The 25,497-nt window shown below is 39.4% G+C and carries 21 protein-coding genes; 16 read left to right on the top strand and 5 right to left on the bottom strand.

Going from position 1 to position 25,497, the window contains the following annotated elements; all coding sequences use genetic code 11:
- Positions 1 to 111: 111 nt before the first annotated feature.
- Positions 112 to 2,484, top strand: a complete 2,373-nt coding sequence (locus CRS_RS05445) for a TonB-dependent receptor domain-containing protein (protein ID WP_228451185.1) — start codon at positions 112 to 114, stop codon at positions 2,482 to 2,484.
- Positions 2,485 to 2,515: 31 nt separating this feature from the next.
- Positions 2,516 to 3,322 (top strand): phosphatase PAP2 family protein, encoded by an 807-nt coding sequence (locus CRS_RS05440; RefSeq protein ID WP_142723050.1) that lies wholly within the window; start codon positions 2,516 to 2,518, stop codon positions 3,320 to 3,322.
- Positions 3,323 to 3,372: 50 nt separating this feature from the next.
- On the opposite strand, the gene CRS_RS05435 is transcribed toward CRS_RS05440, so the two are convergent.
- Both CRS_RS05435 and CRS_RS05430 read right to left on the bottom strand, forming a co-directional pair.
- Positions 3,373 to 4,176, bottom strand: coding sequence for an SDR family oxidoreductase (locus tag CRS_RS05435; RefSeq protein ID WP_142723049.1), 804 nt, complete (start codon positions 4,174 to 4,176; stop codon positions 3,373 to 3,375).
- Positions 4,173 to 5,852, bottom strand: a complete 1,680-nt coding sequence (locus CRS_RS05430) for an FAD-binding dehydrogenase (RefSeq protein ID WP_142723048.1) — start codon at positions 5,850 to 5,852, stop codon at positions 4,173 to 4,175. The genes CRS_RS05435 and CRS_RS05430 overlap by 4 nt, the downstream gene beginning before the upstream one ends.
- 154 nt (positions 5,853 to 6,006) lie before the next feature.
- Between CRS_RS05430 and CRS_RS05425 the strand changes: the two genes are divergently transcribed.
- From CRS_RS05425 to mug, 3 genes are all read left to right on the top strand, one after another.
- A complete protein-coding gene (locus tag CRS_RS05425; protein WP_142723047.1) occupies positions 6,007 to 6,435 on the top strand; it encodes a rhodanese-like domain-containing protein in 429 nt (142 codons plus the stop codon).
- 1 nt (position 6,436) lies between these two features.
- Entirely contained in the window at positions 6,437 to 6,940 is a 504-nt protein-coding gene (locus CRS_RS05420; RefSeq protein ID WP_228451184.1) for a TlpA disulfide reductase family protein, read from the top strand.
- A 67-nt stretch (positions 6,941 to 7,007) separates the two neighbouring features.
- Positions 7,008 to 7,511: a G/U mismatch-specific DNA glycosylase gene (mug, locus tag CRS_RS05415; protein WP_142723045.1), complete on the top strand. Its 504-nt coding sequence runs from the start codon at positions 7,008 to 7,010 to the stop codon at positions 7,509 to 7,511.
- A gap of 2 nt (positions 7,512 to 7,513) precedes the next feature.
- Here the strand turns inward: mug and CRS_RS05410 are convergent, their stop codons facing one another.
- The 3 genes from CRS_RS05410 to CRS_RS05400 form a co-directional block, all read right to left on the bottom strand.
- Positions 7,514 to 8,119, bottom strand: coding sequence for a DNA-3-methyladenine glycosylase (locus tag CRS_RS05410; protein WP_142723044.1), 606 nt, complete (start codon positions 8,117 to 8,119; stop codon positions 7,514 to 7,516).
- Between the two features lie 266 nt (positions 8,120 to 8,385).
- Entirely contained in the window at positions 8,386 to 10,557 is a 2,172-nt protein-coding gene (locus CRS_RS05405; protein WP_142723043.1) for a DPP IV N-terminal domain-containing protein, read from the bottom strand.
- A 14-nt stretch (positions 10,558 to 10,571) separates the two neighbouring features.
- On the bottom strand, positions 10,572 to 11,966 hold the full coding sequence (locus CRS_RS05400) for an aminopeptidase P family protein (protein ID WP_142723042.1): 1,395 nt from the start codon (positions 11,964 to 11,966) through the stop codon (positions 10,572 to 10,574).
- A gap of 149 nt (positions 11,967 to 12,115) precedes the next feature.
- Between CRS_RS05400 and CRS_RS05395 the strand changes: the two genes are divergently transcribed.
- The 11 genes from CRS_RS05395 to CRS_RS05345 all read left to right on the top strand — a co-directional run bounded on the left by CRS_RS05395 (position 12,116) and on the right by CRS_RS05345 (position 25,496).
- Complete coding sequence (locus tag CRS_RS05395; protein WP_142723041.1) at positions 12,116 to 12,610, top strand: GNAT family N-acetyltransferase; 495 nt, start codon at positions 12,116 to 12,118, stop codon at positions 12,608 to 12,610.
- Positions 12,611 to 12,774: 164 nt separating this feature from the next.
- Positions 12,775 to 13,191, top strand: coding sequence for an Rrf2 family transcriptional regulator (locus CRS_RS05390; protein ID WP_142723040.1), 417 nt, complete (start codon positions 12,775 to 12,777; stop codon positions 13,189 to 13,191).
- Between the two features lie 83 nt (positions 13,192 to 13,274).
- On the top strand, positions 13,275 to 13,988 hold the full coding sequence (locus CRS_RS05385; protein ID WP_142723039.1) for a phosphoadenylyl-sulfate reductase: 714 nt from the start codon (positions 13,275 to 13,277) through the stop codon (positions 13,986 to 13,988).
- An 11-nt stretch (positions 13,989 to 13,999) separates the two neighbouring features.
- Positions 14,000 to 14,908 (top strand): sulfate adenylyltransferase subunit CysD, encoded by a 909-nt coding sequence (gene cysD, locus CRS_RS05380; protein WP_142723038.1) that lies wholly within the window; start codon positions 14,000 to 14,002, stop codon positions 14,906 to 14,908.
- 94 nt (positions 14,909 to 15,002) lie between these two features.
- Complete coding sequence (locus tag CRS_RS05375; RefSeq protein WP_142723037.1) at positions 15,003 to 16,241, top strand: sulfate adenylyltransferase subunit 1; 1,239 nt, start codon at positions 15,003 to 15,005, stop codon at positions 16,239 to 16,241.
- Positions 16,242 to 16,245: 4 nt separating this feature from the next.
- Entirely contained in the window at positions 16,246 to 17,076 is an 831-nt protein-coding gene (gene epsC / locus CRS_RS05370; protein WP_142723036.1) for a serine O-acetyltransferase EpsC, read from the top strand.
- A 30-nt stretch (positions 17,077 to 17,106) separates the two neighbouring features.
- Positions 17,107 to 18,018 (top strand): cysteine synthase A, encoded by a 912-nt coding sequence (gene cysK, locus CRS_RS05365; RefSeq protein ID WP_142723035.1) that lies wholly within the window; start codon positions 17,107 to 17,109, stop codon positions 18,016 to 18,018.
- 23 nt (positions 18,019 to 18,041) lie between these two features.
- Positions 18,042 to 18,887, top strand: a complete 846-nt coding sequence (gene cobA / locus CRS_RS05360) for a uroporphyrinogen-III C-methyltransferase (RefSeq protein ID WP_142723034.1) — start codon at positions 18,042 to 18,044, stop codon at positions 18,885 to 18,887.
- Positions 18,877 to 20,589, top strand: a complete 1,713-nt coding sequence (locus tag CRS_RS05355; protein WP_142723033.1) for a sulfite reductase flavoprotein subunit alpha — start codon at positions 18,877 to 18,879, stop codon at positions 20,587 to 20,589. The genes cobA and CRS_RS05355 overlap by 11 nt, the downstream gene beginning before the upstream one ends.
- A gap of 35 nt (positions 20,590 to 20,624) precedes the next feature.
- Positions 20,625 to 22,301 (top strand): NADPH-dependent assimilatory sulfite reductase hemoprotein subunit, encoded by a 1,677-nt coding sequence (locus CRS_RS05350; protein ID WP_142723032.1) that lies wholly within the window; start codon positions 20,625 to 20,627, stop codon positions 22,299 to 22,301.
- Between the two features lie 318 nt (positions 22,302 to 22,619).
- Positions 22,620 to 25,496: a TonB-dependent receptor domain-containing protein gene (locus CRS_RS05345; RefSeq protein ID WP_142723031.1), complete on the top strand. Its 2,877-nt coding sequence runs from the start codon at positions 22,620 to 22,622 to the stop codon at positions 25,494 to 25,496.
- Position 25,497: the final 1 nt, after the last annotated feature.

Genomic DNA, 25,497 nt, shown 5'->3' with positions numbered 1-25,497 from the left:
TAAAATGAGAACACTTCATATGGATGGATATAAAAAAGCGTAAAATTTTAAATATAGATTATGAATAGGATTAGGCTGGTGTTTTTTTTAATAACTCTGTTATATTCCTCTATGGCTTTTGCACAAGTCACTGCCGTTACGATATCGGGAATCGTAAAAAATAAAATGAAATTAGCAGGATTGGCCTATGTCAATATAATGGCAAAAAGTGCAAAAGATTCCACACTTGTGGCAGGAACAATTAGCAATGAAGAAGGGAGGTTTTCTTTAACAGGAATTAAACCTGGGAACTACCGATTAGAATTTTCGTTCCCGGGATTCCGGAGTCAGACACAACCCCTTTTTATAGGAAGCCTTTCTGAATTTCTGGAAATCCCTGCAATTGAACTGGTTCCTCAACAGGAAAGTGAAACGAAAATAGAAGCGATAACCATTACAGCATCCAAAAAGAATGAAATAGACAGCCATCTGGATAAGAAAACCTACTCTGTGGCTGATAACCTGAGCCAAAGCGGTGGTTCTGTATTGCAAAGTATGCAGAACCTTCCCGGAATCACAGTTCAGGATGGAAAAGTACAATTGAGAGGTAATGATAAAGTAACCGTTCTGATTGATGGTAAACAGACTGCTCTTACAGGTTTTGGAAGCCAGACAGGGCTGGATAACATTCCCGCTTCTGCCATTGATAAGATTGAAATCATCAACAATCCCTCAGCGAAATATGATGCCAACGGAAATGCCGGAATCATCAATATTATCATGAAAAAGAATAAGCAAAATGGCTGGAACGGGAAAGCCGGGTTTACTACAGGATTAGGCTCACTTTGGGTAAGAAAGGAAAATCTTCCTACGATCAGACCTCAATATACATTGACTCCTAAAATTAATCCTTCATTGTCTGTTAATTACAGGAAAAATAAAGTTAATCTATTTTTACAGGCTGATAATCTTTACACGGAAACGCTTAACAAGAACGAATTTGTAACCCGAACTTATGATGACGGAACCGTGATCAATTCCCAGCTGAAAAGAAACAGAAATACCAATTTCTTTACCTCCAAAGCAGGAATCGACTGGACCATTGATCCACAAAATACATTAACTATTTCAGGAATGTACGGAAGTGAAAAAATTACAGACAGAGGAGACCAGCCATTTTTCAATGGAGATTTATCACAGCGCCTCCGTCTGTGGCAGTTCCTTGAGGATGAGCTGAAAACAACAGTAATGGGAACAGCTTTGTATCGTCATCAATTTAAAGAAGCCGGGCATATTTTGAACGTAGGATTTAATTATACATTTCACAGAGAGGATGAGAAGTATTTCTATGATAATTATCTTCCTGCTTCTACAGGTACTGATGCCTTCAAATTATTATCCGATGAACAGGTATATGATTTCAACATCGATTATGTAAAACCTTTAAAATACGGAAGAATAGAAACCGGGATCAAGCTACGGAACAGAAGCATTCCTACCAATATGAATTTTATTCCGGGCGCTAACTCTGTGTTGGATGTTTCTGCCGGAGGAAAAGCCGATTATAAAGAATTTATTCCTGCAGTATATGGCAACTATGTCTTTGAAAATGAAAAATGGGAAGCAGAATTGGGACTCAGACTGGAATATGTAAAAATTCAATACGATGTCAATCCTAACCATCCTACGTATAAAAGTGATGGATACAATTACACCCAGCCATTCCCGAATTTCAGGCTCGCATACAAACTTGATGACCGCAACAAATTCTCTATTTTTTACAACAGAAGGGTAGACCGTCCCAACGAAGTGGATATCAGAATTTTCCCGAAATATGATGACGCAGAAATCATTAAGGTAGGAAATCCGGCCTTACGTCCTCAGTTTACAAATTCTGTTGAATTGGGTTACAAACACAATTGGGATAACGGATATTTGTATTCTGCACTGTATCATCGTTTTGCCAACGGAACCATCACCAGAATTTCAAGTATTGTCCCGGGCAGCACACTTATCTATGCGATATTCCAGAATGCAGGAAGAAGCTATAATACGGGGCTGGAAACGATATGGAACCAGAAAGTATCAGATGTATATTCTTTCAATGTTAATGGAAATCTATACCGTAACCAGATCAACGCATTTACTGTACAAAACCTGTATCCTCAGCCTAATACTTTTTCAGCCGACCGGCAGACTGCCATTTCAGGAAATATCAAAATGAATAACGTTTTTCATTTTTCAAAAGGACTGGACATGCAGTTTACCCTGGTGTATCTGGCACCAGACATCATTCCACAGGGAAAAACAAAGTCAAGATTTACCATGGATGCAGGAGTAAAAAAGACGATTCAGAAAGGGAAGGGCGAACTGTTTTTGAACGCCTCAGATTTACTGAACACAATGGTCATCAGGAAATCTGTTCAGGGAAATGGATTTGCCTACACAAGCAATGATTATTACGAAACCCAGGTAATCCGTTTAGGATACAGCTATAAATTTTAATACAGATTGGATAATTTTAATGTGATTTAGGATGAAAAAGTACTTGCAAAAAACACTGATTTATGTAATGGTTTTGAGTTCAGCCATTGGCAGAATCAATGCACAGAATACCACTGATACAATATCTGTTCAGACCCCCGTACAGGACAGTATGATCACCAGAGATGCTCAAAAAACCACCTTGAACTATAAAAGACTGATTATTCCTGCGGCTTTTATTGCTTATGGTGTAGCAGGTTTAAGCATGAAAAACCTGAAAAACCTTAATCAATCAACAAGAGTTGAAATCAATGAGCATCAGCCTGCACAGATAAAACTGGATAATTATACCCAATACGCTCCGGCAGTAATGGTTTACGGACTTAATGCCATGGGGATAAAAGGAAAACACAATCTGAGAGACCGTACTATTATTTATGCCTCTTCACAACTGATTGCCGCAGCTTTTACCATGCCGTTAAAATATCTGGTAAAAGAAGAAAGGCCTGACGGTTCCAACACCTTATCGTTTCCTTCAGGACATTCTGCTACAGCATTTTCTTCAGCACAGTTTATGTTCAGGGAGTATAAAGACACTAATTTCTGGCTGAGTCTTTCAGGATATCCGTTCGCTGTTTTCACAGCTGTATACAGAATGCTGAATGATAAGCACTGGCTGGGAGATGTTGTGGCAGGAGCCGGATTTGGAATCCTTTCTACAGAACTGGCTTACTGGCTGTTTCCAAAAATTGACAATTTATTGAGAGGAAATAAAAGTAAAAAGACTTTATCATCTACCATGGTTATGCCTTTTTATCAAAATAAAACAGTAGGAATAGGACTGGTGAAAACCTTTTGATACAAACTTTCATTCTGAAAAAGCTCTGTTCTTTACCGAACAGAGCTTTTTTATACCACTTTTGCTTTACGTATTATTTTTGCCAATAAGCCTGGAAAAAATCTTTTCAGATAAACAGCCATCACTTCTTTTCCTCCTATTACTTTTTGTTTTTTCTGCTTTTGAATGGCATGCAGCATTTTTTCTGAAAAAATATCCACCGGTATTCCGTTTTTCGTAGCATCATCCATGGTCCCTTGTAATGAGCCGTCTCCGGTTACTGCATGAATAGAAATATCAGTCTGTATAAAACCCGGACAGATCATGGTAATTCTGATATTCTGAGTGAATAATTCTGCCCTTAAGGCATCAAAAAAACCATGTAAGGCATGTTTTGCCCCGGCATATCCGCTTCGCATAGGGGCTCCGAAGATTCCCATAAGACTGGAGACTACAGCAATATGTCCTCCTTTATCTCTGATCATATAAGGAACAACCGCTTTCGTAAGGGCTACAGTTCCGATATAATCAATATCAATGAGTTGCTTATCTACTTCAATATCCGTTTCCATCGCCAGAGAACGCTGTGACAGTCCTGCATTATTAATCAGAATATCAATCTTTCCAAATTGTTCTGTGGCTTTTTTTGCAATATCAGGCATATTCTTATAATTTTTGAGGTCTAAAGGAATCACCGCATACCGGTCAGTACTCAATCCTGCTTTTTCAGCCACGGAATGCAGCTGATCTTCTTTTCTGGAAGACAGAATGACTCTGGCATTGCTGTTCTTTGCCAGGTTTTTTACCAAAGCTTCTCCAATACCTGATGATGCTCCGGTAATCCAGATGACTTTATGATCGAAATAACTGCTCATATCTGCTCATTATTGTATTTAAGTCCTGCTATATATTTCCCGGCTTTCATTCCGGAGAAAATACATCCTCCTAAAAATGTTCCTTCCAGTGCCCGGTAGCCGTGCATTCCGCCACCACCAAAACCAGCAGCTTCACCAGCAGCAAACAATCCTTCAATAATACTGTCATCACCTCTTAAAACCTGTCCGTTCAGATTCGTTTTGATTCCGCCTAAGGTTTTACGGGTTAAAATATTCAGGCGTACAGCGATCAGAGGTCCGTTTTCAGGAGCTAATATCTTATGGGGAGCCGCTACACGCCCAAGCTTGTCTCCTAAATAATTCCGGGTATTTCTTATATAATTGACCTGGGTATCTTTTGAGAATTTATTATCCAGTTCTCTGTCCCTGGCTTCGATCTGGGATTTTATTTTATCATATTTCAAAAGATTGTTTCCGGCTAATACATTCATTTTTTTAACCAAATCTTCCAAGTTATCCGATACAATAAAGTCTTTTCCATGTTCTTTAAATGCTTCTACAGGTCCCGGAGCTTTTTTACCAAAAATTCTTTTCAGAAAAAGGGGATAATCTTTATTGGTAATATCAGGATTCTGTTCTGAGCCCGAAAGGGCAAATTCTTTTTTGATGATTTTCTGGGTCAGGATAAACCATGAATATGAATAACCTGTTTCCTGAATGTATTTTAATGTTCCCAATGTGTCAAATCCCGGAAGGAAGGGAGCAGGGAGACGCTTACCCTTTGCATCAAACCATAAAGATGAAGGCCCCGGTAATATTCTGATTCCATGGTTCGGCCAGATGGGATTCCAGTTTTGTAATCCTTCTGTATAGTGCCACATCCTGTCAGGATTAATGATATGGGCGCCTGCACTTTCTGCAATACCAATCATTTTACCATCTACATAAGCAGGGACGCCACAGACCATATTTTCAGGGGCTTTTCCCAGCCTTTCAGGCCAGTTTTTCCTTACCAGTTCATGATTGGCACCAATTCCTCCTGAAGCAATGATGATATTCTGAGCAGTATATTCAAATGATGAAATCACATTTCTGTTGGTAGCAGCACCTCTTTCTTTAGTATCATCTTCCAGAATATCTCCTTTCAGCCCTTTTATTTTTCCATTCTCTACGATGAAATCTGTCACCCGATGTCTGAACTTCATTTTAAGCAATCCTTTTTCCTGAGCCCTGTAAGCTTTTTCCACAAAAGGTTTCACCACTCCTGTACCTGTTCCCCAACTTACGTGAAAACGGGGTACTGAATTTCCATGGCCAGTTGCAGAGCCGTCACCGCGTTCTGCCCAGCCCACCATAAACATGAGCTTGATTCCCAGTTTGGAAATATATTGATACTTTTCACCGGCAGCAAATTTCAGATAGGCTTCTGCCCATTGACGGGGCCAGTAATCTTCCGGACGGTCGAAACCGGCGGTTCCCTTCCAGTCCTGCAAAGCCAGTTCATAAGAATCTTTAATTCCCATTTTCCTTTGCTGGGGTGAATTGATCAGAAACAGACCTCCGAATGACCAGAAAGCCTGTCCTCCGATATTCTGCTCAGTTTCCTGATCCAGAAGCAATACTTTTTTTCCGGCATCAGTGATTTCCATTGCAGCAGTAAGTCCTGCCAATCCGGCTCCTATGATAATGGCATCCGGCTGGAATATTTCTTCCATGGGTCAAAATATTTGAATGATACTAAACATAAATGTATAAAATTATTCGGAATCAGACTGAAAATAAGAAAAATTAAAAGAATACTGCTTTTAACACTGAACAATCGACTCTCAACTCTGAACTTTTCATCTTATCTTTGTGAAAAATAGAAGTATGAAGTATTTATTCATTATGGCTTGCTTTGTCTGCTCCTTTTTCAGCCAGGCACAGCAAAAACAGGATCCATGGAAAGACAGTCAGCTGATGGATCCGGCGTTACTGGCTTCCAGAATTGAAAAGCATAAAACCAAAGATCTCGTAATCATTTCAGTAGGTCCTGAAGCGATTATTAAAGGTTCTGTAGACATTGGTCCTACCCATGAGCCTGAAAATCTGGAAAAACTAAGAAATTACCTTAAAGATATTCCGAAAAACAGAGAAATTGTAATCTACTGCGGATGCTGTCCATTTGTAAAATGTCCTAATATCCGTCCTGCTTTTGCATTGCTGATGGAAATGGGCTTCAAAAATGCAAAGCTTTTAAACCTTCCGAAAAATATCAAAACAGATTGGCTGGATAAAAATTATCCTGCAAATGATTAATATGAAGACCTGTTTTACAATATTATTTTTACTGTTTCTTTCAGTTTCCGTTGATGCCCAGAAAGCAATAGAAATAGGAAAAAAAGCACCTGAAATTACGATGACCAAAGCAGATGGAACAGCATTTTCTCTTTCTACATTGAAAGGGAAAATGGTTCTGATCGATTTCTGGGCAACCTGGTGTGCTCCGTGTGTTGAAGAACAGCCTGAGCTGAAAGCATTGTATGATGCATATTCCGATAAGGTAAAGAACAATCAGTTTGAAATTCTCGGGATTTCTTTGGACAGGAATAAAGAAAGCTGGCAGAAAGCAATTGACAGGTTCGGTATCAACTGGATACAGATCAGTGATTTAAAATTCTGGAAAAGCCCTGTAGCAAAGCTTTATGAAGTGGATGAACTCCCTTTTAATATCATCATTGACGGGCAGGGAACCATTTTAGCTAAGAATCTTCACGGCAAAGACCTGGAAGAATTTTTAAAGAAAAGTTTATTACAGAACTAAATCTTTTATAAACGTAAAGAGCAGGAATCATACTGCTCTTTATTTTTATACCATTGTACTTTTAATTATGCTGACAGATATTATTGCCAATCATCTCGATATTATTTTTTGTGGAATCAATCCGGGATTAAAATCATCTAATGACGGCTTTCATTTTTCCGGAAGGAGTAACCGTTTCTGGAAAGTCCTTCATCAGTCAGGTTTTACACCTTATGAAATTCAAGCGGTAAACGATAGCTCTCTTATGGATTTCGGATATGGATTGACAACCGCTGTCGCAAGAGCAACCAATCGCGCAGATGAGCTTTCAAAAGAAGAATTTGACGAAGCCCTTGAAAGTTTTATATCGAAAATAACAAAATACCAGCCTAAATATGTAGCTTTTCTTGGTAAAGCAGCTTATAAGGCTTTTTCGAAAAAGAAAGAAATTCTCTGGGGTAGGCAGGAAGAAGATTTCTGTGGTGCAAAAGTATGGGTTTTACCCAATACCAGTGGTCTGAATCGTGGGTTTACTCTTGATAGTTTGATTACTTACTATAAAGAGTTTTATCATTCCGTTTATGAATCCTGATCTTATACCTTATTCGGTTTGCTCACATACTTATTTCCTTTTACAAAGAAACGCCAAGGCAAAAGTGCATCTTCCTCTGCATAAGCAACACCTATTCGGGGTCCCGAAATAATTTCATCCGGCTGATATACAATGCCATGATCTTCAATCCAGATTTCATTTTCTGTTAATTTTTTCCTGTTAAATGAACGGTCAATTCCTAAAGCTTTGGCTGCAGATCCTGGTCCCGCGGAAATAGAAGGTTTAGAAGCCGGCATATTTCTCCTGAGTTCCATAATTTCTTTACCGATCAAAGGCTCAACAGCTCTTACGAGAACAGCATGAGGCTCATCTTCAACAGAGGTCACCACATTGAAAAGGTGATGAATACCGTAACATAAATAAACATAGGAGACTCCGCCATGGCTGTATAACGTTTCGGTACGGTCTGTACGCCTGCCTCCATAGGCATGAGAAGCTTTATCCTTAACGCCGAAATAGGCTTCGGTTTCTACAATGATTCCCGCTGTAGTTTCCCCGTCGATTTCAGTAAAAAGTACTTTTCCTAAAAGGTCCTTAGCCAAAAAAAGAACATCCTGATTGGAATAATAGGAGAGTGGTAGTTTCATGAATGATTTTAGAAATTATTCACTCAAATTTAGTGATAATCCATAAAACAAAAACCTTCGGTTTAAACAAAAGATACCACAAAAATTCACATTTCATAAAATAGTGATTAATTTGGCATGTCCATTGTTGTTTACCATTCAACATCATTCACACCACTATAAAAATATAGGTTTTGACACTTTTATTTCCCCGGAGCAATCCGGGGATTTTTTGTTGTAAACGGATATAAAAACAAAAAAGTCCCACATCGCTGTGAGACCCTTATTTATCTTCCTCCCGGAGGGCAGTGTTCTTTTAAATATTTGGTAAACATTGTAGTCAGGTGCAGTGAAGTTCCTTCTCCTTCGTCAATGGAATGCGTACGGTTAGGATAAGACATCATCTGAAACTGTTTGTTGTATTTTACCAGTTCATTAATGTATACCTCCGTATTCTGGTAATGCACATTATCATCACCTGTTCCGTGAACCAGTAAAAGGTTTCCTTTTAAATTTTTAGCATAGGCGAGTGGGGAACCGTTGACAAAGTCTTCTCTGTTCTCCTGAGGAAGCCCCATATAACGTTCCTGATAGATATTGTCATAGAACAACTGATTGGCAACCGGTGCAATGGCAATACCCGTCTGGTAAATATCCGGATATTGTCCTAAAAGGTTCAGGGTAGAAGAACCTCCGCCGCTCCAGCCCCATACGGCAACTCTTGAAGTATCCACATACGGCCATTTTGCAAATAAAGCTTTGGCTCCCATTGCTTGGTCACGGATATTCATCTGGCCTATTTTTCTGTAGACAGATTTTCTCCATTCACGGCCTCTTGGAGCGGGTGTTCCACGGTTTTCAAGAGAAACGTATAAATAGCCGTCTTCCGCCATATCTCCTGCATATAACCAATTCCAGCCGGTATAAAATTCGTCTGTTACTGTTTGCATAGCGGGTTCTCCATATACTGTAAAGACGATAGGATATTTTTTATTGGGGTCAAAATTCTTAGGCTTTACTACCCATCCATCTAATGTAATACCATCCTGTGTCGTAATCTGAAAAAATTCAGTTTTAGACTTTGCAGGATCAGCTTTCGCAGATCTTTTGGCAGCTACAAGCTCTTTATGCTCCGGCAGTGATACCACTGCATCTGCTGAAAATGCATTGATGCTGTTATTGGTAAACATGGCAATTTTTCCATTAGGAGAAATGGTATATTCGTTGGAACCTTTATAGGCTTCCGGGGTCACTTTTTGGGCATTTCCTCCTTTCATGCTTACTTTATACAGGTATTTCTGAGTGGCATTATTTGGAGAAGCTAAAAAGTAAATCTGTTTGTTCTGAACATCAAAAAACTCCGGCTTAATCACATCGAAAGCATCTTTCGTAATCAATGTTTCCTTACCGTTCATATCTATTTTATAAATATGCCTCCATCCGTCTTTCTCAGAAAGCCATAAGAATTCTTTTCCATTATCAATCCAGTCCCAGCCCTTTGGATCATTGTCATTCCAGCGGGATTTTATATCAATCCATGCAGCATCGGTTTCTGTATAAATCGCTTTACTGCTTCCTGAATTGGCATCTGCGACAATAATTTTACTTTGATTCTGTTTTCTGTTCAATTGCTGCAGAATAACGGATTTGGAATCCAGCACCCATTCCATTCTTGGAATATAGTTTTGCATTTCATCACCCGCAATATCAGCTTTTTTTGAAGATTTAGAGGCAAGATCATAAAACCAGATACTGCATCCGGAAGGGTTTTCTCCAACCTTTGGATATTCTACCGGAATGGTAAAGGAATACAGGCTGTCTGTATTGTTGATCATCAGGAAATTCTTTGTACCACGGGCATCCAGCTTCCAATACGCTATTTTATTGCCATCCGGAGACCATCTGAAACCATCCTGAGTTCCGAATTCTTCTTCATATACCCAATCAAAAGTACCGTTGATCATTCCGTCTGTACCATCTGTAGTAATCTTAGTCTGCTGATTATTTGCAAGATCCTCAATATAAATATTATGTTTGGACACATAAGCCACTTTTTTACCGTCCGGTGAATACTTTGCAAACATCAGTGATGAATCTGGTAAACCTTTTCCAAGCTGGGTAAGTTTTTTGGTATTTTTATCAAAAATCCAGTAATCCCCACGGGTATTATCTCTCCATACTTTTTTGGTATTGGCAAAAAGCAGCAAGCTTTTATCATCGGGAGATACCTGAAAACTCTGTACCTGCAATGCTTCAGTACTTCCGGCAGGGATTAGTTCACTGCTGCTTAAAAGCGTCTGATCTTTTCCCGGGTGCAGTACATCTACAACTTCAACTCCTTTTTTAGTAACAGAATAGTATGCATTGCCATCCGGAGTCCATTGTGTTTTTTGTGCCGCAAGAGGCGACAGACACAGGAAGTACAATGCAATAATCGTTAGTTTTTTTATTTTCTTCATAGGTATTATTTCAATTAAGCTAAATGTTCAGCTCTGTAATTTTCAATGTCTTCAACGGTTTTAATCAAACCGTTGCCAAGGAGTCTGTAACCGTTATCTGTGATCAGGAAATCATCTTCTACACGAATCCCCCCGAAGTTTCTGTATTCATTTACTTTATCATAATTAATAAAGTCCGCGTTTTTATTTTCAGCCTGCCACATGTCAATCAAATCAGGAATCATATAAATACCCGGTTCAACGGTTACTACAAAACCGGATTCCAGTTCTTTTCCTAAACGTAGTGATTTCAGGCCGAATGTTTTGGTATCTTTTGGTTCTGCTTCGGTATAGCCGATATATTGTTCACCGAGATCTTCCATATCATGTACATCAAGTCCCATCATATGGCCAAGTCCGCACTGGAAAAACAGGGTATGAGCGTGATTCTTTACAGCTTCTTCAGGATTTCCTTTCATCAGACCAAGATCAATAAGACCTTCTACAAGGTGCTGAGCTGCTTTCAGGTGAATATCTTTAAATCGAATTCCTGGTTTCAGAAGACTTTGGGCATTATTAAAAGCATTCAGAACTACTTCATACATGTCCTTTTGCTTTGTAGTAAAAGTCTTGCTCACAGGAAATGTTCTCGTAAGATCTCCGGCATATCCCATTGAAGTTTCAGCTCCGGAATCATTCAGAAACAGATCTCCTTCTTTCATCGTATTAAGACGGTAATGGTTATGAAGAATACCTCCGTTTATGGTTACGATAGGAGGATAAGACATCTGGCATTCTTTATTACCCGCAAGATGTTGAATTGCATTGGCAATTTCATATTCTTTCATTCCAGGTTTCGCTGCAAGCATTGCCAGCAGATGCATTTCATTGGATACGTTTACCGCTTGTTCTATCTGAACGATTTCCTGAGGTTCTTTAATGGAACGTTGCTTTACAACTGCTTTGATCATTTCCACTGAAGGCTGTAATTCAGCAATTTTAATCCCAAGAAGATCTGCCAGTAAAATTTTATTGAAAGACTGATATGGAGGAAGATAATGCACTTTTCTACCCGAAGTCTGCGCTTTTTCAATATATTGAGAAAGTTCCGCATAAGGCAGTGTTTCCTGTACACCAGATTTCAGACTTTTCTCTTTCAGCGTTTCCTGTCTGCCCATCCAAACAATATCATCAATACTCAGTTCATCTCCGAAAACAATCGTTTTATTTTCATCGATATCCATAATAGCCGCAATACGGGGTTCCTGGATTCCGAAATAATATAAATAAGTACTGTCCTGGCGGAAATAATAAGGATTGTGCTCAAAGTTCACCGGATTCTCTATATTTCCCAAAAACAATAGAATTCCGCTTTCTACATTGGTTTGCAATACGGTTCTTCTGTCCTGATAGGTGGCTGCTGAAAACATATTATGAATAGTTTTTTATTTAGAGGTTTAATGTATGATTTGTATCGTTGAAAGACTTCTTTGTTACAAGAAAGTTTAGATTTTTATGATAGGTTCTGAGTTTATTTATGTAATTTTATCGTATCGCCTAATTTCATTATACCATTTCAATGTACTATAAAAACGACATCATCATTATCCGCGAATTTACTCCGGAAGAATTCCCTTTATTCTCTCATCTTTTCGAAAATGAAAATGTAACCCGCTACCTTCCGTACAAAACCCAGGAGGAATACAAAGAAATGTTCGACAAAGCATTGGCAGATTATAAAGAAGGATCCTTCAGCAGATGGGGAGTATTTAATGCTGAAAACCATGATTTTGTAGGAATGTGTCTTGCAAGAGTATTCCTGGACAATCCCGAACAAATAGAAATAGGGTATACCTTAGGAGAAAATTACTGGGGAAAAGGACTCGGAACAGAAGTATGTAAAGCACTTGTTGAATACTGTTCCTCTCTTAATCACCAAAAAGATATTGTGGCAGTAACCGATCTTGATAATATCGGATCTCAAAAAGTACTTCTGAAAAGTGGTTTCAACAGAACTGAAAATCTTGCACGAGAAGACAGAGAGCTGGCTTATTTTATTTTACAGAAAGAGTAAACTGGTCTCATATTACAAATGAAGGACTGGGAATTCCCCTCCTGTGGAGGGGTGGCGAAAATTCAAAGAATTTTTGACGGGGTGGTTCACACACATCCATTTCGCGCTTCTTCACTATAAAAACATTTCATTTATACAATAATTTATCCTAACTTGCAGGAATTATGATGTCGAAACGTTGCAAATATGCGCTTAAAGCAATGGTCAGATTAGCAAGGAATTATAACCAGGGCTTTCTGCCAACTTCTGTTATTGCACAGGACGAAAACATCCCTAAGAAATTTCTGGAACAAATCCTTCTTGAACTCAAAAGAGTTAAACTTGTCAACAGTAAACAGGGCAAAGTAGGGGGTTACTATTTACTGAAATCACCCGATGAAGTTTCATTAGCAGATATTTACCGTATTTTCGATGGCCCTATTGCTCTTACCCCTTGTGTTTCTTTAAACTTTTACGAAGCCTGTGATGATTGTGTAGATGAAGCAGTATGCTACCTCAGAAAAGAACTGATGATCGTTCGTGAAAAGACCAGAAAAAGTATGATGGAAGCTACCTTGACCAAGTTCATCAATAAAGAATAAAATTTTTTTTATTTAAATTCTACTATTTTGATAGGAGTTATAGAATTTTATATATATTTGCAAGACTTAAATCTCAATTCAAAATGGAAAACAGTCTGAAAAATGAATTCGAAAAACTTGTAAAAGAGGCTGATGAAGCTTCTTTTCAAACTAATGGACTGCAATTACTGGCTGAAAAATTCCCGGATAAGTTGATCTTTTCCACCAGTTTCAGTTACGAGGATCAGGTTATCACTCATCTGATAAAAGATTTAAATATTGAAATTTTCACCCTGGATACGGGAAGACTTTTTGAACAGACCTATGAAACCTGGACCTCTACGAAAGCTTTCTTTAAAAAGAAGATCAAAGCCTATTATCCGGATGCGGAAGAGCTTAGGGAATTTGTCACAGAAAACGGTCCTGATTCTTTCTACCAATCGGTGGAAAAAAGGAAAGCATGCTGTACCATCCGAAAGGTTCATCCTTTAAGAAAAGCACTGGAAGGCTATGAAGTATGGATTACAGGTCTGAGATCCGAACATTCTCCCAACAGACAGCATATGCCTCAGCTGGAATGGGATCCGGATAACAAGATCATCAAATTTCATCCCATCCTTCACTGGACTACAGAACAGGTGACAGCCTATGTAAAAGATCATCATTTACCTTACAATCATCTTCACAAGAAAGGATTTGTAAGCATAGGATGTGAACCGTGTACCAGAGCAATCAAAGAAGGAGAAGATTTCAGGGCAGGCCGATGGTGGTGGGAAGATGCCAATAAAAAAGAATGCGGTCTGCATATTCATCAATAAAAAAGAAAAAAATGTCAATACATCAGTTAAACTATTTAGATCAGTTAGAAGCTGAATCTATTTATATATTAAGAGAAGTCGCAGGCCAGTTTGAACGTCCGGCGTTGTTATTCAGTGGAGGAAAGGACAGTATTGTACTGGCGCATCTGGCGAGAAAAGCGTTCTTTCATGGGAAAATCCCGTTTACCTTTGTTCATGTTGATACAGGGCACAACTTTCCGGAAGTTCTGGATTTCCGTGATCAGCTGGTACAGCAGTTGGATGTGAATCTGGTGGTAAGGAAAGTGGAAGACACTATAAAAAGTAAAAAACTGACTGAAGCCAAAGGTAAATTCCCAAGCAGAAACTGGCTGCAAACCTATACACTTCTGGATACCATTGAAGAATTTGAGTTCGATGCCTGCATTGGGGGAGCCAGAAGAGATGAGGAAAAAGCCCGTGCGAAAGAAAGAATCTTCTCCGTTCGTGATGAATTCGGGCAGTGGGATCCTAAACTTCAGCGTCCGGAGTTGTGGAATATTTTTAATGGAAAAATTCATAAAGGAGAAAATGTAAGAGTTTTCCCGATAAGCAACTGGACCGAGCTGGATATCTGGAATTATATCCGCAGAGAAAAAATAGCACTGCCTTCCATCTATTTTTCGCATGAAAGAGAAGTAATCGACTTCAATGGGCAGTGGCTTGCCAATTCCTCACATGTAGTGCTGGAGCCGGAGGATATTATCACTACCAGAAAAATCCGTTACCGTACTGTAGGAGATATGACATGCACCGCTGCCGTAGAATCTGAAGCCGTTACCATAGATGCCGTTATCGAAGAAATCGTAGCCACCAGAATCTCAGAGCGTGGCGAAACCAGGATTGACGACAGGGTAACAGAAGCCGCTATGGAGGACAGAAAAAAAGGAGGCTACTTTTAATCAATGATAAAAAATAATTGATTAATGATTACACAAAGTATTTCATCAATTATCATTCATAATTTATCACTTATCATTTATAATTAAAATTCGGATGGATATATTAAGATTTATAACAGCAGGAAGCGTGGATGACGGTAAAAGTACCCTTATCGGCAGACTGCTTTACGATAGCAAAAGCATTTTACAGGACCAGTTGGAAGTCCTCGAAAAACATTCTAAAAACAAAAATGAAGACGGGGTAGATCTTGCTCTTTTAACAGACGGATTGCGTGCAGAAAGAGAACAGGGAATCACCATTGATGTTGCCTACCGCTATTTCTCAACCGCAAAAAGAAAATTTATCATTGCTGATGCCCCAGGGCACGTGCAGTATACCCGTAATATGATCACAGGAGCATCCAATTCTGATCTGATGGTCATTCTGATCGATGCCCGAAAAGGAGTGATTGAGCAGACCAGAAGACATTCTATCATTGCTTCTTTATTACAGTTGAAAAAAGTTGCTGTAGCCATCAACAAAATGGATATGGTAGATTATTCGGAAGAAGCTTTTGAAAACATTAAATCAGAATATGCAAAAATTGCAGAAAATCTGGGGCTGAATGACGTAAGTTATTTTCCGATCTCTGCATTAAAAGGAGATAATATCGTTTCAAAATCTTCAAGAACAGACTGGTACAAAGGAAATTCTCTTCTGGAATACCTTGAAGAGGTAACACTGAATGAAGAAAAAAATAACGGAAACCGTTTTCAGGTCCAGTATGTCATCCGCCCTCAGACGGAAGAGCTGCATGATTACAGAGGATATGCCGGACAGATATTAAGCGGAAAATTATCAAAAGGAGACAAAATCCATATTCTTCCTGCAGATCTGACCACAGAAATCACGAAGATTGAGATCAACGGGATTGAAAAAGAGGAAGCTTTTGAAGGACAGCCTGCAGTGATCCATCTTGCTCATGATGTAGATATCAGCAGGGGAGATATTTTTGCCACAGAAGAACAGGTTCCGGCCGTTGAAAAAGACCTTGAAATTTTATTATGCTGGCTTGATCAGAAACCTTTGCAGCCGGGAAACAAATACCTTCTGCAGCAGAACAGCAGACTTGTAAAAGCAGTGGTAAAAGAGATAGACTATAAGATCAACGTTAATACCCTTGTAAAAGAACAGGCGGATGGAGAAATTAAACTGAATGAAATTGTAAAAGTTACCCTCCGCACGGCACAGCCTTTGGTCTATGACAGCTTTACCCATAATAAAACAACGGGCTCAGCCATTTTGGTGGATGAAACGTCCAATTCAACGGTAGCGGCCTGTATAATTCAATAGAAAAATGGCAATTTCCGATCAATTAATAGAAAGAATTCATCAGACCAAACAAAATAATATTCATGGATTCTTTGATAAAATAAAGACCAAAAAATGGGTGAAGGATTTGTATGAAACACTTTTCCTTCCTCAGAATGACAATACTGAAGATCAGCTGAAAATAAATTTTGAGGGTCTGCAGGAAACACTTTCTGATTTGATCAATACAGTAACAGGAGACAAAGGCCTTACAGAAAAACAGGTCAGTCAGTTTTTTGAGGCGTTACCGGAGTTATATAATCAGTTGGTACTGGATGCAAAATCTATTTTGGAATTTGATCCTGCCGCAGACTCTCTGGAAGAAGTATACCTGGCATATCCCGGCTTTTTTGCCACCTATGTCTACCGTATTTCACACCAGCTTTGGACTCAGAAGGTGAAAATATTACCACGGGTCATTTCAGAATATGCCCACAGCAAAACCGGAATTGACATTCATCCGGGAGCCACTATAGGAAAGTCTTTCTTCATTGACCACGGAACAGGAATTGTGATTGGAGAGACTACGGTTATCGGGAATAATGTCAAGATCTATCAGGGAGTAACCCTCGGAGCATTGAATGTTTCCAAAGAAAAAGCCCATCAGAAAAGACATCCGAATATTGAAGATGATGTCATTATCTATTCAGGAGCAACCATTCTGGGAGGTGAGACTACCATAGGCAGAGAGAGCATTATCGGAGGAAATGTGTGGGTAACACAAGATGTTCCTGCTAATTCTCTGGTCTACCACAAAAGCGAAATAAAAATAAAGGATAATACTTCATTACCAGAATCATTAACCTTTGTGATTTAAGAAAAAAACAAAAATAAAAAGTACATTGATATGAAATTTCAGAATGCATTAGAAACGATTGGAAATACACCCGTCGTGAAAATCAACAAACTCTTCGATTCAGATCATGAAATCTGGATCAAACTTGAAAAAAGCAATCCCGGCGGAAGCATTAAAGACAGAATCGGACTGGCGATGATTGAAGATGCAGAAGCAAAAGGATTATTAAATAAAGACAGCATCATTATAGAGCCTACCAGCGGTAATACAGGGATAGGACTCGCTCTGGCCGCTGCCGTAAAAGGGTATAAGCTAATCCTTGTTATGCCTGAAAGCATGAGTATAGAACGCCGTAAAATCATGGAAGCGTACGGAGCAGAATTTGTGCTTACCCCAAGAGAAAAAGGAATGAAAGGTGCTATTGAAAAAGCCAATGAGCTTGCTGAAGAAACGCCCAATTCATGGATTCCGAGACAGTTTGACAATCCTGCCAATGTAAAAGTACATGTAGAAACCACTGCTCAGGAAATTTTAAAAGACTTTCCTGAGGGACTTGATTATATCATTACCGGAGTAGGAACCGGAGGACATATCACCGGAATAGCAAAAGTGGTTAAAGATAAATTTCCTCATGTGAAAGTTATTGCTGTAGAACCGGAATTATCTCCTGTACTGAGCGGAGGAAGTCCTGCACCACATCCATTACAGGGATTAGGAGCCGGCTTTGTGCCTTCTATCCTGGATATTACCCTATTAGACGGAGTGATTACAGTAGGCAAAGAAGAAGCTTATGAATATGCCCTTAACGCAGCTAAAAAAGAAGGTCTTTTTGTCGGAGTTTCCACAGGAGCCGCTTTAGCAGCCATCGCCAAACATTTACCGGAAATACCACCTAACGCTAAAATCCTTACCATCAATTACGATACTGGAGAAAGATATCTGTCGGTAGAGGGGCTTTTCTAATTCCTTAATTAACACCTACTTCAATGAAAACAAATATAAAATCACCAAAGGTTTACCTTATCGGTGCAGGACCTGGTAACCCTGAACTGATCACTGTAAAAGCTGTAAAAGCAATTGCAGAGGCAGACATCATCTTATGTGACCGCCTTGTGAGTCCGGAAATCCTGGAAACCTATGTTAATGAAGATACAGAAATCATCTATGTAGGAAAAGAATGCAGTAAAAATGCTTCTACACCCCAATCTCATATCAATACGCTGATGGTGGAATATGCGCGTCAGAATAAAACCATTGTAAGGCTGAAAGGGGGAGACGTTTCCATATTTTCCAATATTCTTGACGAACTGCAGGCTTTAAAGCAGAATAATATCCCTTACGAAATCATTCCGGGAATTACAGCCGCTTTAGGAGCAGCAGCATTCGCAGGAATGCCTTTAACAGCCAGAGGATATTCCACTTCCGTTCGTTTTCTGACCTATTATAAATCAGAAATCGTAAGTGAAGAATATTGGAAAGAGCTTGCTTTAACGGATGATACCCTTGTTTTCTATATGTCTAAAGGAAATCTTACTCCTCTTGTGGAAAAGCTGAAAGAACTTCAGATCTCAAGTGATAAAAAAATTGCAGTCATTGAACAGGCTACAACCCCTTTCCAAAAGGTGTACACCTCATCATTTGATGAATTTAATGAAAAATTCGGAGACAAAAACTTTGCTTCCCCTTCATTGGTGATTGTCGGTAAAATTGTGAATCTCCACGAAGCATTTTCATGGCTTGAAAATGCTGAACAGGAAGGTCTTTATTTTAAATCAGTGGAAAACGGAAGTCTGATCCCTGCCACTCAAAATTTCTTTGAATATGCTGTCTGAAACTAAATTAAACGTCTTAAAACAAATATCCGGAGAACTCTCCAGAGATGAAGCCATCTGGGCAAGCGGATATCTGGCCGGAATTGCAGGAGGATCATCACTTACAGCCGTTCTTCCACCACAGGAAACGACTAGTACTACACAGAATGCGGTAAAGAAAATAACGCTGGCTTACGGTACGGAAACCGGAAACAGTAAAAAACTCGCTACAGCCCTTGCAGGTATCGTGAAGAAAAAAGGACTTCAGGTAAAACTGACAGACCTTTCCCAATACAAGCCTAAAGATCTTGCAAAAGAGGAGTTCTTCTTTGTCGTGATCAGCACCCAGGGAGAAGGCGAACCGCCTGCTCTTGCCAAAAAGTTCTATGATTATATCTATGAAAATGAAATTGATCTCAGCAGACTGAAATATGGGGTACTGGCATTGGGAGACAGTAGTTACCCTCTGTTCTGTAAAACGGGGGAAGATGTAGACTCACGCTTTGAAATATTGGGTGCTCAGCGCATTATTCCATTGAAAAAGTGTGATATAGATTTTGAACAGGAGGCTTCCCAATGGATAGAACATGTATTTGAAACAGTCAGTAAAAATGCAGATCAAAGTCAAAAAAATGTTACAGTACCCAAGGTTTCTTCCGGAAGAAAGAAATATAAAGGAAAAGTGTCTGCCATCATCAATCTGAATGACATTACCTCTGAAAAAGAAACGTATCATATTGAAATTGAAACAGAAGAAGCACTTCATTATCAACCAGGTGCTGCGTTGGGAGTAATCCCTTTCAATGCTAAAGAAATAGTCAGTGAAATTATTACGCTGACCGGGATTGATCCTCAAAAACAGGTAGAAACACCGAAGATTACAGCTTCCGTTGAAGAACTGTTACATAAAAAACTCAACATCAGTTATTTACTGAAATCAGTTGTTGCTCAGTATGCAAAAATAACAGGACATTCCATTCCGGAAGTAAGATTAAGCCTTCTTGATTTGCTTAGGATTTATCCTGTAAAAAATGCCGATGAATTTGAAGAAATCATACAGATATTAACCGCTCAGGCACCCCGTCTGTATTCCATTTCATCCTCTGTGGAAGCTCATGGCAATACCGAAATCCATATTACGGTAGCTAAATCAGAATTCTTTATTGATCATCAGAAACATAACGGATTATGCAGTGGTTTTCTAAGCGAATTCAAAGAAGGAGAAGAAGTAGAATTTTATATTCAGGATGCAGGACATTTCAAACTTCCGGAAGCGGATAAAGATATCATCATGATCGGTCCGGGAACAGGAATAGCACCTTTCAGATCATTTCTTTGGGAACGAGATGCCACAGGAGCAGAAGGTAGAAACTGGCTGTTTTTCGGGGACAGAAACTTTGTATCAGACTTTCTATATCAGGCAGAACTTCAGGATTTTCTTAAAACAGGCAGTCTGACGCATCTGGATCTTGCCTTTTCAAGAGATACAGCTGAAAAAGTATACGTTCAACACAGGCTGGAACAAAAAGCTCAGGAAGTATTTTACTGGCTTGAAGGCGGAGCATCTGTGTATGTATGCGGTGCTAAAGAACCAATGGCCCGTGATGTAGAACAAACGCTTCTCACCATTATACAAAATGAAGGAAAACGCAGCAAAGAAGACGCTGTAGTTTACCTCGAAGAAATGGAACTGAGCGGCCGATATGCCAAAGATGTCTATTAAAAAGAAGTACTCGTAAAAATTAAAGGAAACAAGTTATGAACAATGATAAAGAAAACCTTTCACCGGTAGAAAGGATTAAAACCAGCAGTAACGGGCTCAGAGGATCTTTAAAAGAGAGCCTTGCTGATAACTTTACCGGAGCCATAAGGGAAGATGATCAGACTCTGATTAAATTTCACGGAATGTACCAACAGGACGACAGAGACCGAAGGGAAGAGCGTGTCTCCAAAAAACTGGAGTGGCTGTATTCTTACATGATCCGCCTAAGGCTTCCCGGTGGCTTTTTAACTCCGGAGCAATGGGTAGGATTGAATGAAACCGCTGAAGATTATTCCACAGGAACTATTAAGGTAACGACAAGACAAACGATTCAGCTGCATGGTATCTTAAAATCTCAGTTAAGACCCACCATTCAGAGTTTCAATCTGCAGCACCTGGACTCTATTGCCGCTTGTGGAGATGTCAACAGAAACGTAACCTGCACAGCGAATCCTTCAGAATCCCCTTTACAGCAGGAAGCTTACGAACTGGCGGGAAAAATCAGTGAAATGTGCCTTCCGAAAACCAAAGCTTATTATGATATCTGGATTGATGATGAACTTCTGGTAGACCGCAAAGCAGAGGAAGATCCATTGTATCAGGACAGATATCTTCCCAGAAAGCTGAAAATAGGAATTGCTGTGCCTCCCAATAACGATGTAGACGTATTCATTAATGATATCGCCTTGATTGCGATTATCGAAAATGATAAAATTGTAGGTTATAATATTGCTGCAGGCGGAGGATTAGGTGCAACCCACGGAAATGATGCCACATACGCACGTCTTGCATCCATCCTTGGATTTGTGGATACCGAAGAAAAAGTACTGAAGGCGGTCTACGAAATCATCACAGTACAAAGAGACTTCGGAAACAGGAGCGACCGAAAATTATCAAGATTAAAATACACGATTGATAAATTAGGTATCGATCAGTACAGAGCGGAAGTAGAAAAGAGAACAGGATTCAGCTTTGAACCAGCGCGCGAATTTAAGTTTACACAAAGAAAGGACCGCTACGGCTGGATCCAGAATCATGAAGGAAAATGGTTTTATACAGTATTTGTAGAGCATGGAAGAATCCTTAACACTGCGGAATATCCTTTAAAATCAGGATTGTTGAAAATTGCACAGTCAGGAAAAGCTAATTTCCGTTTTACCTGTAACCAGAACCTTATTCTGGCGGATATTGAGGAAAAGGATAAACCGGAAATTGAATATATTTTAAAAGAATACAGAATTTCGGATGAGACAGACGGAGCCAGCGCATTACGCAAAAACTCTGTTGCCTGTGTGGCTTTAAATACCTGTTCACTGGCACTTGCTGAAGCCCAGCGCTATCTGCCTTCTCTGGTCACAAAAATAGAACCTATTCTTGAAAAATATGGACTGCTGGAAGAAGATATCACGATCCGTATGACCGGCTGTCCCAACGGATGCGGAAGATCTCCGAATGCTGAAATCGGATTTGTAGGTACAGCTTATGGGAAATATAATCTTCACATCGGTGGAGACCGTTTAGGAATGCGACTGAATACAAAATTTAAAGAAAACATTGGTGAGGAAGAAATTCTGACCACGCTGGATGAACTTTTTGGGATTTATGTACAGAAAAGACTTACAGAGGAAACATTTGGTGATTTTTCATACCGTTACTTACACACCTTAAATTAATTATATGGCTAATTTTCATTATGATCTGAAAAAAAACAAAACAACTCAACCTCTTCATTTAAGCGGACGAATGTGTATGTGTTGTTGATTCTCAAATAACAGTACAATCAAAGCTGTTTGAAGTTTTTGAATCATGGAAGTCTGCAATACTATTAATGGCTTAAACCACCCCGTCAAAAATTCTTTGAATTTTCGCCACCCCTCCAAAAGAGGGGAATTCTAAGCCCTTCAATTGTAATATTAGACAATATAGAAGACTTTCATCATAGAAGTAAAAATTCAGACAGCTTCATTCTCAACCTAAAAAATGAAGAAAAAATGAAAAACAAAAAGCAGGGAAATTTTCTGCCTAAAGCAGGTATTATCGCATTCACATTTCTATTTTTTAACCTGGCAGAAGCACAGCAGCAGCTTATAGAGCTCAGCGGAAGCATCAAAAATACAGGCACACGCCAAGGTCTCGACTCTGTAAAAATACAGATCGAAAATACACAGGATACCACATTAACGGATCTCCTTGGTAACTTTAAGCTCAGAACAAGAGTTACGATTCCGTTCCGGGTAGTAGTTCAAAAAGATGGCTTCACGAGTCAAACTGTTGAAATACTTTCTCCTTCCAACAAAATAACAATAGGGTTAAACCCACAAAATACAATTATTGATGATGTCGTGATTTCTGCATCCAGAGTTCCGGAAAAAATATTAAGATCACCGATTGCGATTGAGAAAATTGATATTAAAACCATCAGGGAAAGCCCGGCAGCCTCATTCTATGAAACACTGGAAAATGTGAAGGGGCTTCAGCTTTTAACCTCAAGCCTTACTTTAAAAATCCCTAATTCAAGAGGATTCAATTCACCTAATAATTTCCGTTTCATGCAGTTGGTAGATGGAGTAGATGTACAGTCGGCAACATTAGGAGTACCGCTGGGAAATGCGATAGGTCCTACCGAACTGGATATTCAATCGATGGAGGTCACTCCGGGTGCAGCTTCAGCATTGTACGGTATGAATGCCATCAATGGGCTGGCAAGCTTACAGACCAAAGATCCTTTTACGTCAGAAGGAATAAGTGTATATTTCAGAGGCGGCGTCAATCATGTAGACAATGTCAACCACAAAATAAGTTCTCTGGGAGAAAGTGCCATCCGCTTCGCAAAAGTGATCAATAAAAATTTTGCCGTTAAAGTCAATGCCTCTTACTTCAGCGGAACAGACTGGATCTCAAACAACCTGACAGATCAGAACCCGGGGTCACTGGTTACAGCCAATCCCAACTTTGCTCTGGCGAACAATCCGGCTGAAGATCTTTGGAATAAATATGGTGATGAAAGAAACAACCGTGTAGCTGTAAAAGTGGATTATAACGGGAAGCCTACTACCTTCAACGTTTCGAGGACAGGATATCTGGAAAAAGATCTGGTAAGTCCTGATGTAAAAAATATTAAGTTTGATGCAGGATTATACTACCGTTTTGGGGATCAGTGGAGAACATCTTATGTATACCGTTATGGATTACTGGATGGAACTTTCCAGAGAGGAAATAAAATCCGTTTACAGAATGCCACGGTTCAGAACCATAAAGTGGAGCTGACAGGAAAAGAATTAACATTCAGAGCTTATGTATCCATAGAAAATACAGGAGATTCTTATAACCTTAAACCTTTAGCAGATAATCTGGATCTGACGAATCTTTCCAATACCAACTGGAGAAATATATTCCAGACTGCGCTTCAGAACAGCCTCAATGCCGGAGCCAATCTTAATGATGCATTTATCCTTGCCCGTCAGGAAGCTGATAAAAACAGGGCTGTACCGGGAACTGCAGCTTTTGAACAGTTAAAGAACACCATCATCGGCATCAATAACTGGGATTCAGCGAATGCAGGGGTTGCCGGTGCTCCGGCAACAGGAGGAGCCAAGCTTGAACAGAAATCCCGCTTCTACCAGGGAGAACTTACTTACGATTTCAGCAGGCTTGTGAAGATATTCAATCTCCTTGCCGGTATAGATTACCGATTGTACAGCATTACTCCGGATGGAAATAATTTTGTTGATTTTAACCGTCCGGTGAATGAAAGAAATATTCCTTTAGCCAATGGAACCTTTGGAAAAGACGTTATTTATCAGAAATATGGGATTTTTGCACAGGTTACCAAGCTTTTTTTTGATGATAAATTAAAAATCAATGCAGCGCTACGTGTTGACAGAAATCCTGAATTCGACGCTAAACTGAATCCCAGGATAAGTGTTGTTTATTCTCCGGTTAAAGAACATAATTTCCGGGCGTCTTTTCAGAACGGATACCGTTTTCCATCTTTATTTGAAGCACTTTCATTTGTGAATAACGGAAATGTAAGAAGAGTGGGAGGTCTTTCAAAAGTAAATGACGGATTGGGCTATCTTGAAAACTCTTATACACTGGCGTCCATCGATAAATTTACCTCAGCAGTAAACGCTGATGTTGATGCAGGAAAAACCCAGGCTCAGGCAGCTCAGGATAACAAGCAGCTTTTAACAGTAGCCAACCTGCAAAAATTACAGCCGGAAAAGATCAATTCATTTGAAATAGGATATAAGTCTACTTTTTTCAATAATAAACTGGTGCTGGACTGGGATTTTTATTACAACATCTATGAAGGGTTCCTTGGTCAGGTAGAAGTGGCTGTTCCTAAAAACAGTCAGGTAGGAAGCAATACAGCTGTACTTGCAATGCTGGACCGAAGCAAACAGGACCGATACAGAGTTTATACCAACAGCAACAGTACTTACAAAAGTTACGGAACATCCCTGGGAATCCGTTATAATATTATAGGAAACTATAATGTCAATACCAATGTTTCCTACAATGATCTGGCTTCCAGCAATTCTTCGGACCTGTTTATCACTGCTTTCAACACGCCGAAATGGATGGTGAATGTAAGTGTAGGAAACAGAGAGATTGTTAAAAATATAGGATTTACCCTTGTAGCAAGATGGCAGAGCAGTTTTATGTGGGAAAGCCCTTTAGCATCCGGAGAAATTCCGGCTTATTATACCATTGATGCACAGGCTACATGGAAGCTGCCTGAAATCCATGCCAATATTAAGATTGGAGCCACCAATTTACTGAACCGCCGTTACTTTCAGTATGCAGCAGGTCCAGAAATCGGAGGGTTGTATTATGTGGCTTTTACCTATGACTTAAAACTGTAAT

The organism is Chryseobacterium sp. ON_d1 (assembly GCF_006829085.1).
Classification (GTDB): domain Bacteria; phylum Bacteroidota; class Bacteroidia; order Flavobacteriales; family Weeksellaceae; genus Chryseobacterium.
Note: the sequence above shows the minus strand (reverse complement) of the source record. Positions and strands in the feature narration are given on the sequence as shown.